13 protein-coding genes are annotated in these 12,070 nt (G+C 67.9%); 7 read left to right on the top strand and 6 right to left on the bottom strand.

Annotated features, from left to right (window positions below; genetic code table 11):
• Positions 1-4 precede the first annotated feature (4 nt).
• Together G7045_RS07400 and G7045_RS07395 are read right to left on the bottom strand one after the other, a co-directional pair.
• Positions 5-745, bottom strand: coding sequence for a GGDEF domain-containing protein (locus tag G7045_RS07400; protein WP_240919178.1), 741 nt, complete (start codon positions 743-745; stop codon positions 5-7).
• 55 nt (positions 746-800) lie between these two features.
• Positions 801-2,507, bottom strand: coding sequence for a SulP family inorganic anion transporter (locus G7045_RS07395; RefSeq protein ID WP_166159045.1), 1,707 nt, complete (start codon positions 2,505-2,507; stop codon positions 801-803).
• A gap of 73 nt (positions 2,508-2,580) precedes the next feature.
• On the opposite strand from G7045_RS07395, the gene G7045_RS07390 reads away from it, so the two are divergent.
• A complete protein-coding gene (locus tag G7045_RS07390) occupies positions 2,581-3,789 on the top strand; it encodes a PLP-dependent transferase (RefSeq protein ID WP_166159044.1) in 1,209 nt (402 codons plus the stop codon).
• Here the strand turns inward: G7045_RS07390 and G7045_RS07385 are convergent.
• On the bottom strand, positions 3,722-4,450 hold the full coding sequence (locus G7045_RS07385) for an arylesterase (RefSeq protein WP_166159043.1): 729 nt from the start codon (positions 4,448-4,450) through the stop codon (positions 3,722-3,724). The genes G7045_RS07390 and G7045_RS07385 overlap by 68 nt on opposite strands.
• Between G7045_RS07385 and G7045_RS07380 the strand changes: the two genes are divergently transcribed.
• Positions 4,449-5,138: an ABC transporter ATP-binding protein gene (locus tag G7045_RS07380; protein ID WP_166159042.1), complete on the top strand. Its 690-nt coding sequence runs from the start codon at positions 4,449-4,451 to the stop codon at positions 5,136-5,138. The two genes, G7045_RS07385 and G7045_RS07380, sit on opposite strands and share 2 nt — an antisense overlap.
• 78 nt (positions 5,139-5,216) lie before the next feature.
• Here G7045_RS07380 and sstT read toward each other — a convergent pair whose 3' ends face one another.
• Positions 5,217-6,431: a serine/threonine transporter SstT gene (gene sstT / locus G7045_RS07375; protein WP_166159041.1), complete on the bottom strand. Its 1,215-nt coding sequence runs from the start codon at positions 6,429-6,431 to the stop codon at positions 5,217-5,219.
• A gap of 159 nt (positions 6,432-6,590) precedes the next feature.
• Here sstT and rlmB point away from each other — a divergent pair, with 159 nt between their 5' ends.
• The 5 genes from rlmB (at position 6,591) to G7045_RS07350 (ending at position 11,177) form a co-directional block, all read left to right on the top strand.
• Entirely contained in the window at positions 6,591-7,340 is a 750-nt protein-coding gene (gene rlmB, locus G7045_RS07370) for a 23S rRNA (guanosine(2251)-2'-O)-methyltransferase RlmB (protein WP_166159040.1), read from the top strand.
• Between the two features lie 4 nt (positions 7,341-7,344).
• The gene (locus tag G7045_RS07365) at positions 7,345-7,689 is read left to right on the top strand and encodes an SMR family transporter (protein WP_205737172.1); all 345 of its coding nucleotides are present in this window, start codon (positions 7,345-7,347) and stop codon (positions 7,687-7,689) included.
• Between the two features lie 154 nt (positions 7,690-7,843).
• Positions 7,844-9,730, top strand: coding sequence for an adenylate/guanylate cyclase domain-containing protein (locus G7045_RS07360; RefSeq protein WP_240919177.1), 1,887 nt, complete (start codon positions 7,844-7,846; stop codon positions 9,728-9,730).
• Positions 9,727-10,248 carry an SH3 domain-containing protein gene (locus tag G7045_RS07355; RefSeq protein WP_166159039.1) on the top strand — a complete coding sequence of 174 codons (522 nt, stop codon included), beginning with the start codon at positions 9,727-9,729 and terminating at the stop codon, positions 10,246-10,248. Before G7045_RS07360 ends, G7045_RS07355 begins: the two co-directional genes overlap by 4 nt.
• On the top strand, positions 10,245-11,177 hold the full coding sequence (locus G7045_RS07350; protein ID WP_166159038.1) for a M48 family metalloprotease: 933 nt from the start codon (positions 10,245-10,247) through the stop codon (positions 11,175-11,177). Before G7045_RS07355 ends, G7045_RS07350 begins: the two co-directional genes overlap by 4 nt.
• 21 nt (positions 11,178-11,198) lie before the next feature.
• Here the strand turns inward: G7045_RS07350 and G7045_RS07345 are convergent, their stop codons facing one another.
• Entirely contained in the window at positions 11,199-11,402 is a 204-nt protein-coding gene (locus tag G7045_RS07345; RefSeq protein ID WP_166159037.1) for a YjfB family protein, read from the bottom strand.
• 74 nt (positions 11,403-11,476) lie between these two features.
• Entirely contained in the window at positions 11,477-12,067 is a 591-nt protein-coding gene (locus G7045_RS07340) for a YigZ family protein (RefSeq protein ID WP_166159036.1), read from the bottom strand.
• Between the last annotated feature and the right edge of the window lie 3 nt (positions 12,068-12,070).

Here is a 12,070-nt window from a genome sequence, read left to right as displayed (position 1 = left end):
GCTTTCAGTTGACGCTACCAGGGCTGTCCAGAGGGGGGAGTTCGCCCCATCCGGACGGTGCAAAAATGGGGGCGAACAGCATGTTTTTTTCTTCGGCGCTGACGGTGCTGTCGGGCTGGGCCTCGATGCGCACGCGGTTGCGTCCGGCTTGTTTGGATTGGTAGAGCTGCTGGTCGGCACGCTCGACCCACAGTTGCTTGGTGCTGCGAATCCACTGCAGCGCAAAGGCGCCGCCCACGCTCACGGTAATGTAAATCTGCTCGACGGGGGAGATGCGAATCGCCGTGGTCTCGATGCTGCGGCGTATGCGCTCGGCAATCACGGAGCCAAACTGCGCCTGGCACGAGGGCAGCACCAGGGCGAATTCTTCGCCACCGTAGCGCGCCACGGTGTCCATGGGGCGCACACAGGCGTTGAGGGTTTGCGCCACCGACTGCAGCACCAGGTCGCCCGCCAGGTGGCCGTGGGTGTCGTTGATGCGTTTGAAGTGGTCGATGTCGAGCATCAGCAGCAGTGCCGACTCGCCAGCGCGCGTCACGCGGTCGATCTCGCGGTCGAGCGTGGCGTAGAGGTAGCGCCGGTTGGCCAGCCCCGTCAGCGGGTCTTTGAGTGAGAGCTCGCACAACCCGTCGATCAGCGACTGCAGGTACTGCGTGGGCGCCAGCCCTTCGAGTGCGGGCACATCGCCCCCGCCTTGCGTGACCAGGGCGTGGGCCGTGTTCAAGCGCAGGTCGTGCAAAGGCACTGCAGGGCGGGGTGGGGAAGGTGTCACGGGCTGCAACAAAAAAGGATTCTTGAGTTTAGCAGTTGGGTGGGGCCGCTGGTGGCTGCAAGTCTGGTTGCACGTCTGGCTGCAGCGCTGCCAGCGCCTGGGCATCGGCGCGGTGCAGCACCAGGTCAGGGCCGGGCGCGAGGGCGCCGGCGCGCTCCAGGGTGCGCTGCACCGGCAGCTTCAGGCCGCTGACGTGTAAGCACCCCCCGCGCTGGCGCAGCAGTGAGCGCAGGCGCACAAAGGTTTCCACGCCGGTGATGTCGATGCGGTTGATGGGCTGGGCAAACAGGCACACCTGGCGCAGGCCGGGCTCGGCGGCCAGGCGCTCGGCGATCAGGCGCTCGAGGCTGTTGGCACTGGCAAAGTCCAGCTCCGCATCCATGCGCAGCGCCAGCAGCTGCGGCGCCAGTGGCGGCAGCTGCCACAGGTGGCGGTCGCGCAGGCTGGCGTCGGGGTGCAGGCCGACTTCGATGATGCGCGGGTGCAGGCGCTGGTACAAAAAATGGCACAGGTTGACGAGCACGCCGGCGAGCACGCCCCAGTACAGGCGCGGCGCGGTCGCCAGCGTCAGGGCGAAGGTGCTCAGGCTGATGGCGCCCTCGACGCGCGCAATGCGCCACAGGCGCACAAAACCCATGGGCTTGATCAGGCTGGTGATGGCCACCACCACCAGCGCCGCCAGCGCCGATTGCGGCACGTAGTACAGCAGCGGCGTGAGCCACAGCAAGGTGGCCAGCACCAGGGCGCAGGCAAACAGCGTGGCCCAGCCGCTTTGCGCGCCGGCGTACAGGTTCAGCGCCGAGCGCGAGAACGAGGCGCTGGTGGGAAAGCTGCCGCACAGGCCGGCGCTGATCTTGGCCATGCCGTGGGCGATCAGGTCCTGGTTCTCGTTCCAGCGCGTGCCGCTGCTTTGGTGATCGACCTTGGCGCTCGACGCCGTCTCTAAAAAACTCACCAGCGTGATGATGAGCACCGGCAGCACCAGCGTGCCCCATTCATCCCAGGTCAGCCAGCCTGGCCAGTACAGCACCGGCAGGCCCTCGGGCAGGGCGCCGACGACGGCGCCGCCGCGCTCGGCAAAACCCAGGCCCCAGCTGAGCAAGGCCGCCAGCGCCAGCACCAGCAGCGGCGCCGGAAAGCCCGGGCGCAGGCGCCGCGCCAGCACCAGCAGCGCCAGGCTGCCCAGGCCGAAGGCAGCGGCCAGTAAATCAAAGTGGTGCAGCGAGGGGCTGACGGCGAGCGCGTGCCAGGTGGTGCGCAGGCCCAGCAGCGCCGGCAGCTGGCTGGCGGCAATCAAGAGCGCCGCCGCCTGCGTAAAGCCGCTGAGCACGGGCGAGGTGATGAGGCTCATCAGCCAGCCAAAGCGCACCAGCCCGAGCAGCAGCTGCAGCAGCCCCGACAGCAGTGCCAGCCACACCGCCAGCGCCACCCACTGCGCGCTGCCGGGCTCGGCCAGGCCGCTGAGCGAGGCACCGATGAGCAGGCTCGACAGCGCCGTCGGCCCCACGCCCAGGCGCGTGGAGGAGCTCCACAGCACCGCCACCAGCGCCGGCACGAGCGAGGCGTAGATGCCCGTCACCAGCGGCATCCCGGCAAGGCTGGCGTAGGCCACGCCCTGGGGCACGAGCATCAGGCCGACGGTGATGCCGGCCCAGAACTCGCCCTGCAGCAGGGCGCGGCTCGGGCGGGGCCAGGCGAGAAAGGGGAAAAAACGAACCAGGACAGGGGGCAGCATGGGACGTGATTGTCCCGCTTGTGCATGGCCTTTGTGCGCCTGCGGACGGGTGGTGCGGCGCTACCATCGCCCCATGCCTGATTTGACCCCCAGCCCCGATACCACCCTCATCCACCACCCCTACGTGCCGCCGGCCGGTTTTGCCGCGCCGCAGCCGGGGGTGTACAAGGCTTCGACGGTGTTTTTCCCCAACGTCGCCGCCATGCGCGCGCGCGAGTGGAAGGACAAGAGCGCCTACACCTACGGCCTGCACGGCACGCCCACCACCTATTTGCTCGAAGAGCGCCTGGCCACGCTCGAAGGCGGCGCCCAATGCCTGCTCGTGCCCAGCGGCCTGGCGGCGCTGGCAACGGTGGCGCTGTCGCTCTTGCGCGCCGGCGACGAGGTGCTGCTGCCCGACAACGCCTACGGCCCGAACAAGGACCTGGCGCAGGTCGAGCTGGCGCACTACGGCATTCGCCACCAGATTTACAACCCGCTCGATCGGGCCGACCTGGCCGCCAAAATCACGCCCGCCACGCGCCTGGTGTGGCTCGAAGCGCCGGGCTCGGTGACCATGGAGTTTCCCGATCTGCCCGCCCTGGTCGGCCTGTGCCGCGCCCGGGGCGTGCGCACGGCGCTGGACAACACCTGGGGCGCCGGACTGGCGTTCGCGCCGTTTGATCTGCTGGGCGACGGCACGCTGGGCGTGGACATCAGCGCCCACGCCCTGACCAAATACCCCAGCGGCGGTGGCGACGTGCTCATGGGCAGCATCGTCACGCGCGATGCCGATGTGCACCTGCAGCTCAAGCTCACCCACATGCGCCTGGGCTTGGGCGTGGGCGCCAACGATGCCGAGGCCGTGCTGCGCGCCCTGCCCAGCCTGCTGCTGCGCTACCGCGCCCAGGACCAGGCCGCGCGCGGCTTGGCGCAGTGGCTGGCGGCGCAGCCGCAGGTGGTGCAACTGCTGCACCCGGCGCTGGCCGGCAGCCCGGGGCACGCGCAGTGGCAGGCGCTGTGCGGCGCGCGCGACCTGGCGGCGGGGTTGTTCAGCTTTGTGTTTGATGCGCGCTACAGCCAGGCGCAGGTCGATCGCTTTTGCGACAGCCTGCGCCTGTTCAAGATCGGCTACAGCTGGGGCGGGCCAACCAGCCTGGTCATGCCCTACAGCCTGGCGGCCATGCGCTCGGCGCCGCAGGCGCAGCTGCAGCCGGGGCACCTGGTGCGCTTGGCTATCGGCCTGGAGGCGCCGCAGGATTTGCGCGCCGACCTGGCGCAGGCGCTGGCCCAGGCTTTTTGAGCAGGGGCAGCAGCTGCGGCCAGACGTTGGCCAGCAGCTGCGGCTGCGCCTGTGCGTTCGGGTGGATGCCATCGGCCTGGAACAGCGCCAGCGGCTCGCTGGCGTCGGCCACGCCGGCGAGCAAAAACGGCACCAGCGCCGCCTGCTGCGCCTGCGCCACCTGCGCGAACAGGGCGGCAAAGCGCAGGTTGTAGTCCTTGCCGTAATTGGGCGGCACCTGCATTCCCAGCAGCAGCAGGCGGGCGCCGGCCTGCCGCACGGCGGCGGCCATGGCGCGCAGGTTGTCCTCGGTGTGCGCCAGGGGCAGGCCGCGCAGGGCGTCGTTGGCGCCGAGCTCGACGATGACGATGGCCGGGCGGTGCTGCGCCAGCAGCGCGGGCAGGCGGGTGCGCCCGCCGGCGGTGGTTTCGCCGCTGACGCTGGCGTTGTGCACCTGCAGCGGTATTTTTTGCGCCGCCAGGCGCTCTTGCAGCAGCGCCACCCAGCCCTGGCCGCGCGCCAGGCCGTATTCGGCGCTGATCGAGTCGCCCAGCACCAGCAGCGTGGGGGCGCTGCTTGGGGGCGGCTCGGCTGCCAAGGCGGTCGTGCCTGCGCCCGCCAGGGCCAGGGCCGCGATAAAGTGGCGCCGCGTTGTTTTTTCTCTTACTGCTATTCCATTCATGCCAGATACCACCCGCACGCCGCTGATGGCGGTCGATCACGTCTATAAATCGGTGCGCGACAGCACCGGAGAGCTGGAGATTTTGCGCGATATCGACTTTGCGCTGGCGGCCGGGGAGACAGCGGCCATCGTCGGCGCCTCGGGCTCGGGCAAGAGCACGCTGCTGTCCATCATCGCCGGCCTGGATACGCCCACGCGCGGCACGGTGCGCCTGCTGGGCGAGGACTTGTTCGCGCGCGACGAGGATGCCCGCGCGGCGCTGCGCGCGTCGCAGCTCGGTTTCGTGTTCCAGAATTTTCAGCTCATGGCCCACCTCACGGCGCTGGAGAACGTGATGCTGCCGCTCGAACTCGCTGGCCGGCGCGATGCGCGTGCACGTGCGGCCGAGATGCTGGCGCATGTCGGCCTGGGCCAGCGCCTGGCGCATTACCCGCGCCTGCTCTCGGGCGGCGAGCAGCAGCGCGTGGCGCTGGCGCGCGCCTTCGTCGTCGAGCCGGCGCTGCTGCTCGCTGACGAGCCCACCGGCAGCCTCGACCACGCCACGGGCGAAGCCATCATGGCGCTGATGTTCGCCCTCAACCGCGAGCGCGGCACCACGCTGCTGCTGGTCACACACGACCTGGGCATTGCCGCGCGCTGCCAGCGGCGCATCACCATCGAGGCTGGGGCTATCAAAAATAATAGCTAGTCGCGCTTGCTGCGCGCGGCTTTGCGCTATGAATCATTTGCAAAGCCGCGCCAATCAAGCGCGAGGCGCTATCAAAATTCAAGCGCGTTTTTGCTTGGCCATGCAGACGGCGGCGGTGAACAGCACGTCGGTGGAGGAGTTCAGCGCCGTCTCGGCCGAGTCCTGCAGCACACCGATGATGAAGCCCACGCCCACCACCTGCATGGCGACGTCGTTGCCGATGCCAAACAGGCTGCAGGCCAGCGGGATGAGCAGCAGCGAGCCGCCGGCCACGCCCGAGGCGCCGCAGGCGCAGACCGAGGCGACGACGCACAGCAGCAGCGCGGTGGGCACATCGACCGCGATGCCCAGGGTGTGCGCCGCTGCCAGCGAGAGCACGCTGATGGTGATGGCCGCGCCCGCCATGTTGATGGTCGCGCCCAGCGGAATGGCGATGCTGTAGGTTTCCTCATCGAGGTTCAGGCGCTTGGCCAGGGCCAGGTTGATGGGGATGTTGGCCGCCGAGCTGCGCGTGAAGAAGGCGGTGACGCCACTCTCGCGCAGGCAGGTCAGCACCAGCGGGTAGGGGTTGCGGCCGATGGTGCAAAAAACGATCAGCGGGTTGACCACCAGCGCCACGAACACCATGCAGCCCAGCAGCACGGCCAGCAGCTGCGCGTAGCCCAGCAGGGCCTGCGCACCGGCTTCGGCAAAGGTGGCGGCCACCAGGCCCAGAATGCCCAGCGGTGCGCAGCGAATCACCCACTGGATGACCTGCGTCACGGCCTGGGCGCCGTCTTGCAGCGCGCTGCGCGTGCTGTCGCTGGCGTGGCGCAGCGCCACGCCCAGGGCAATGGCCCAGCCCAGGATGCCGATGTAGTTGGCTTCGAGCAGCGCCTTCACCGGGTTGGAGGCCAGGCTGTTGACGACGTTGAGCAGCACTTCTGAGACTGCGCCCGGCGCCGCCTGCGCCTGCACCCCGGCCTTGAGCACCAGCGTGCTCGGAAACCACAGGCTGGCCGCCACGCCAACGGTGGCGGCTGCGAGCGTGCCGATGGCGTACAGCAGCAAGATGGGGCGCATGTGCGTGCTCTCGCCCGGGCGGTGGTTGCTGATGGCGGCCATCACCAGCACGAACACCAGCACTGGCGCAATCGCCTTCAATGCCGAAATGAACAGGTTGCCCAGAAACGCCACTGCCGGGGTGGCCTGGGGAAAGAACAGGGCCAGGGCCACGCCGGCGAGCAGGCCAATGCCGATTTGCGCCACCAGACTGGTGCGCTGCGCCCAGCGCAGCAAGGGAGAGAGGATCATGATGAAAACAAGGAACGCGAGCCGCGCCGCCAAAGCAGGTCATGCCTGGGGCGAATACCGCCGCAGCGGGTGGCTGCAGGGCTCAAAAGGGAGGTATCACAAGGGTAGGGGGGCGATTGTAAAAACCTGCGGCCGGCGCAGATTAGATAATGGCCCCTTATGTCCACCCCCAAAGTCTTGTTCGGCTTCCATGCCGTTGGCGTGCGCTTGAAAACGGCGCCGCAATCCATCATTGAAATTTACTTTGAGCCCACGCGCCGCGATGCGCGTATGCGCCAGTTCATTGCCCGCGCCAAGGAGGCGGGCGTGCGCCTGATCGAGGCCGACGGCCTGCGCCTGTCCAAGCTCGCCGGCAGCCACGGCCACCAGGGCGTGGCCGCCCGGGTGCAAGAGGTGGCGCAGCTGCACTCGCTCGACGATTTGCTCGACCAGCTCGAAGCCGACGGCGTGGCCAACCCGCTGCTCCTGGTGCTCGACGGCGTGACCGATCCGCACAACCTCGGCGCCTGCCTGCGCGTGGCCGATGGCGCGGGCGCGCACGCCGTCATCGCGCCCAAGGACCATGCCGTGGGCATCAACGCCACCGTGGCCAAGGTCGCCAGCGGCGCGGCCGAGACGGTGCCGTACTTCATGGTCACCAACCTGGCGCGCACCCTGGGCGAGCTCAAGGAGCGCAACATCTGGATCATTGGCACCAGCGGCGACGCCGAGCAGACCCTGTACCAGGCCGATCTCAAGGGCCCGGTGGCCCTGGTGCTGGGCGCCGAGGGCCCGGGAATGCGCCAGCTCACGCGCAAGACCTGCGACGCGCTGGTCAGCATCCCCATGCAGGGCGCGGTCGAGAGCCTGAACGTGTCCGTGGCCAGCGCGCTGTGCCTGTACGAGGCGCTGCGCCAGCGCGGGGGCTAGGCCGATGGCGCTGGTACTGCCGCCCTGGGCGCAGCTGGGCGTTGCCATCGTCGCCGAGGTCATCGCCACCACGGCGCTCAAGTCCTCCGAAGGATTTACACGGGCGCTGCCCAGCGTGGTCTGCGCCCTGGGCTACGGCCTGGCGTTCTACATGCTGTCATTGGTGATGAAAAGCCTGCCCACGGGCCTGGTGTACGCCGTTTGGTCGGGCCTGGGCATCGTGCTGATCTCTGTCGTGGGCTGGCTGCTGCACGGCCAGAAGCTGGACCTGGCGGCGCTGCTGGGCATGGGGCTGATCGTTGCTGGCGTATTCGTCATCCAGCTGTTTTCCAAGACGGGCACGCATTGAGCGCTCCTGCCAAGCCACGATGCACGCGTTGGACTTGTCGTTGAATCCATGAGTGAAAAATGCTGCCAGCGCTTATTTTATAAGCGCTGGCAGCTATAAAAATAATAGCAAAATAGCTTGACGCCAGGCAGGGGCTGCGCCCATACTCGCCGCCGTGCGTTTACCTTTCCTGTCATTCAAGCCCGGCCAGCGTGGCCCCCTGCACTGGCTGCTGGCGCTGGCCTTGGTGGCGCTGGCTTTGCTGGAATTGCTGTATGTGCACAGCCTTGCCGCGCTTGACCACCGCCTGGGCGATGTGCTGCTGCGCTGGCACGCGCAGGCGCGGGTACCGCCGGCGGATGTGGTGTTGATCGACATCGACCAGCCCTCGTTGCAAGACCCGCAGATGTTTGAGCTCGCCGGCGCCTGGTCCTGGCCGCGCGTGATCCATGCCGAGCTGATCGAGGCGCTGGCGGCGCAGGCGCCGCGCGCCATCGTGCTCGATTTGATTTTGTCGCCGCCCGACCGTTTTCACCCTGAAAACGACGCCGCCCTGGCGCAGGCGCTGCGCTTTGAACGCGCCTTCGTGCCCATGATCTTGCTCGAAGACTCGACGCAGCAGGCGCCGCTGGCGCTGGCGCCGCCGGCCATGGGTATTCGCCCGCTGCCGCTGGCGCAGCCCCAGGCGCGCTACGGCATCGACGGCCCGACGGCGCTGCCGCCCGAAGTCTGGCGCACCGGCTACATCAACTTCATCAAGGATGAGGACGGCATTGGCCGCAGCACCGAGCTCGGGCGCGTGCACCAGGGCTGGTGGCTGCCGCACATCATTGGCCGCGTGGCCGATGCGCTGCAGCTGCCGCACCCGCACGCGGCGCGCTTTCGCCTGAACTGGTATGGGCGCGAGTTCACGCGCATTCCCTATGCCCGGGCCTATCTGGCTTCGCAGACCGAGGGCGCGGCGCTGCCTTTTGACCCGCGTGGCAAGGTCATCATCATTGGCGCCACGGCCAGCGGCCTGCACGACTTTGTGCCCACGCCCATCGACGCCACCACGCCCGGCCCGTTCGTCTTGGCCACTGGCATTGCCAACCTTGAAAACAGCGACTGGCTGCGCGATGCGCCGCTGGCGAGCCATGTGGCGCTGGCGCTGGCGCTCATTGGTGCGCTGGGCTACAGCTTTGCCACCCGTGTATCGCTGGCGCACACGGTCGGTGGTTTTGTGGCCGTGGTGCTGCTGGCGCTGCTGGGCGCGGCGGTGGCGCTGCAGTGGCGGGTGTATTGGATGCCGCTGTCGCCGCTGATGCTCGGGGCGCTGGCGCTGCTGGCCTTTGGCCTGCTGTCGGTGCGGCTCGAAGGGCAGCAGCGGCGCCATGTGCAGGCCATGTTTGCGCGCTTTGTCGATCCGCACATCGTGCAAGACCTGTCGGATCCGGCGCAGGTGGTGCAGGCCGAGGTGTCGAGCAGCCGCGAGGTCACGGTGCTGTTTTCCGATATTCGGGGCTTTACCAGCCTGTCTGAGCACCGCCCGCCCGAGGCCATTGTGGCGCTGCTCAACCGCTATTTTGAGATGCAGGTGGAGGTGATTTTTCGCCACCAGGGCACGCTCGATAAATTCATTGGCGACGCCATCATGGCCTTTTGGGGCGCCCCCCTGGCGCAGCCGCAGCACGCCGTGCTGGCGGTGCAGGCGGCGCTGGGCATGGCCGATGCCTTGCAGGTTTTTGCCGCCGAGCTGGCGCAGCAGGAGCCGGGGGTGCAGTTTGCCATTGGCATAGGCGTGCACTCCGGGCCGGCGGTGGTGGGCTTTTTGGGCACCAGCCGGCGCCTGGACTACACCGCCATTGGCGATACCGTCAACCTTGCCAGCCGCATTGAAGGCTGCACCAAGGGCGTGGCGACGGTATTGGTTTCGGAGACAACGCGCGCACAATGCGGCGATGCGTTTGACTTTATCGACCGGGGAGCGTTTCACGTCAAAGGCCGCGAGCAGGAAGTGCGCCTGTTTGAGCCCCAGCGCAAGGCCGAGCGCCCCCATCACCTGGAGGAAGCCAACCCATGATTGCTCTACCCCTGATTGCACGGCCCCTGAAGCGGCTGTTCGCTGCTGGCCTGCTGGCCACGGCGGCCAGTTGGGCCTGTGCCCAATCGCTGCAAGTGTCCACCGCCACGGAGCTGCGTGCGGGCCCGGCGCTCAATGCCAAAAACCTGGTCTCGCTCACCGTAGGCACCATGGTGCAGCAGCTGGAGGTGCGCGGCGGCTGGCTGCGCGTGCAGGTGCAGGGCCAGGAGGGTTGGCTGCGCAGTACCCATGTGCGCGCCCTGAGCACGGCGGCGCCGGCAGCGCAAAACCCGCTCACCGGCCTGTCGGGCGTTTTCAGCGCCAGCAGCAACCGGCCCACGGCCACCACCGGCACGCGCGGCCTGACGGCCGAGCAGCTGGCCAATGCCCAGCCAGCACCGGCTGAAGTGCAGCGCATGGAGAGCTTTGCCGCCACCGCCGCCCAGGCGCAGCAGTTTGCCAAGAACGGCAAGCTCCAGGTCCAGTCCTTTGCCCCCTACGACGGAGCCCAGCCATGAAAAAGCGTGCTTTGTACCCCTTCCTGGCCGCTGTGGCGCTCAGTGGCGCGCTGCTCTCGGGTTGCGAGACCATGCCCAACGTTGGCCAGATGGGCAATCTGGCCTCTGCCCTGGGTGGCGGCGGCGGCGGCGGTGGCGGCGGCTCGGGCATGGCCAACGGCATTCAAGATGTCATCGGTGGCGCCTCTGCGGCCTTTAAAGATTACTCGCCGCAGGAGCAGCACGCGCTGGGGCAGGAGTTTTCTTCGGTGCTGCTGGGCGCGCGCCCGCTGCTGCGCAACGACATGGCGCAGCGCTACGTCAACCAGATCGGCTGGTGGGTGGCGCTGCAGGCGGAGCCACCCAAGGACAAGGACGGGCGCGCCATTCAATTCGCCTGGCGCTTTGGCATCATTGATTCGGACGCCGTCAACGCCTACGCCACGCCGGGGGGCTATGTGTTCGTCACCGTGGGCCTGCTGCGCCAGCTCAAGAACGAGGCCGAATTGGCCGGGGTGCTGGCGCACGAGGTGGCGCATGTGGTGCGCGGGCACTACCTGGCGGCCTTGAAGAAGGGCGGCTGGGCGCAAATAGCGGGGGGCATCATCCAGACGCAAACGAGCAATGGGGCGATGACGGCAGCCATGGTCAACGCCGTGCGCAACCTCTACGCCAAGGGGCTGGATCAATCTGACGAGTTTGACGCCGACCGCCAAGCGCTGCTCTACGCTGCACGCGCCGGCTACCGTGCTGATGGCCTGCCTTCGGTGCTCAAGATGTACGCCGCCAGTGGCTCGGGCAGCGACGTGAATTTTCAGATGCTGTTCTCCACCCACCCGAACCCGGCAGAGCGGGCCAGCAAGCTCGAACCGCTGCTGACTTCCAAGTTTGCCAGTGCTGCCAACGTGACCAATGAGGCGCGCTACCTGGCGGTGCGGCGCAAGCTGTGAGCTGTCGCCGCTGCGCGATGTTTATGCAAAGGTGTTGACCTGCGTGCCCAGCGTGCCGCTGCTCGCCAGCGGCGGCTGGGGCAGGGCCTGCAGCAAGGTAGCGGCTGCGGTTTTTTGCACGTCCATGGATTTTTTGAGCACCGCCACCTGTACGGCGTCGGCAGTTTTGCTTTGCTGCAGGGCGTTGGCGGTGTGCATGATGGCGTTGGAGAGGCTGACGTCCATGAAAAACTCCTGGCAATAGATGGGCAGGTTATCGGCAACTGGCGCTTCAATCTTGAGGCTATGCGCTTATCCGGTTACGCCGGTTCGCACCAGGCGATGCGCCCCTGGCCGGCGTCGTTCAGGCGCACCACCATGGCGCTGGCGGCTGTCTCGGGCAGGCGCCATTGCAGCGCCACCAAGGAGCCGTGCTCCACCGCCAGCAGTTCGGCGCCGGCAGCGGTAATTTCGCGCCGCAGCAGACCTTCGAGGGCGTAGGGCACCTGGCAGCGCAAGGTGTGCTGGCGCTGCAAGGTGATCTTGTCGGCCAAAAGCAGCGCTTGCGCCACGCAGTCGGTGTAGGCGCGCACCAGGCCGCCAGCGCCGAGCTTGACGCCGCCGAAGTAGCGCACCACGGTGGCCAGCACGCCTTCGAGATCCTGGTGGCGCAGCACGTCGAGCATGGGGCGCCCGGCGGTGCCGCTGGGCTCGCCGTCATCGACGGCGGCCGACTGACCGCCTGCGAGCAGCGCCCAGCACACATGGGCGGCGCCGGGGTGCTCGCGGCGCAGCCCATCGACCACGGCCTGGGCGCTGGCGCGGTCGGCCATGGGCTGGACGCAGCCGATGAAGCGGCTTTTCTTGATGATCAGCTCGCTGTGCGCGGCAGCGGCCAGGGTCTGCGCCATGGC

It is taken from the genome of Acidovorax sp. HDW3 (assembly GCF_011303755.1).
Lineage (GTDB): Bacteria > Pseudomonadota > Gammaproteobacteria > Burkholderiales > Burkholderiaceae_C > Paenacidovorax.
The sequence above is the reverse complement of the archived record's forward strand: the minus strand, read 5'-3'. Positions and strand labels throughout refer to the sequence as shown.

Excerpts from the sequence above, each read along its gene's own strand:
- G7045_RS07395 (WP_166159045.1), bottom strand. The coding sequence starts at position 2,507 with ATGCTGCCCCCTGTCCTGGTTCGTTTTTTCCCCTTTCTCGCCTGGCCC.
- sstT (WP_166159041.1), bottom strand. The coding sequence starts at position 6,431 with ATGATCCTCTCTCCCTTGCTGCGCTGGGCGCAGCGCACCAGTCTGGTG.
- G7045_RS07365 (WP_205737172.1), top strand. The coding sequence starts at position 7,345 with ATGGCGCTGGTACTGCCGCCCTGGGCGCAGCTGGGCGTTGCCATCGTC.
- rlmB (WP_166159040.1), top strand. The coding sequence starts at position 6,591 with ATGTCCACCCCCAAAGTCTTGTTCGGCTTCCATGCCGTTGGCGTGCGC.
- G7045_RS07355 (WP_166159039.1), top strand. The coding sequence starts at position 9,727 with ATGATTGCTCTACCCCTGATTGCACGGCCCCTGAAGCGGCTGTTCGCT.
- G7045_RS07390 (WP_166159044.1), top strand. The coding sequence starts at position 2,581 with ATGCCTGATTTGACCCCCAGCCCCGATACCACCCTCATCCACCACCCC.
- G7045_RS07350 (WP_166159038.1), top strand. The coding sequence starts at position 10,245 with ATGAAAAAGCGTGCTTTGTACCCCTTCCTGGCCGCTGTGGCGCTCAGT.
- G7045_RS07385 (WP_166159043.1), bottom strand. The coding sequence starts at position 4,450 with ATGAATGGAATAGCAGTAAGAGAAAAAACAACGCGGCGCCACTTTATC.
- G7045_RS07340 (WP_166159036.1), bottom strand. The coding sequence starts at position 12,067 with ATGGCGCAGACCCTGGCCGCTGCCGCGCACAGCGAGCTGATCATCAAG.
- G7045_RS07380 (WP_166159042.1), top strand. The coding sequence starts at position 4,449 with ATGCCAGATACCACCCGCACGCCGCTGATGGCGGTCGATCACGTCTAT.
- G7045_RS07345 (WP_166159037.1), bottom strand. The coding sequence starts at position 11,402 with ATGGACGTCAGCCTCTCCAACGCCATCATGCACACCGCCAACGCCCTG.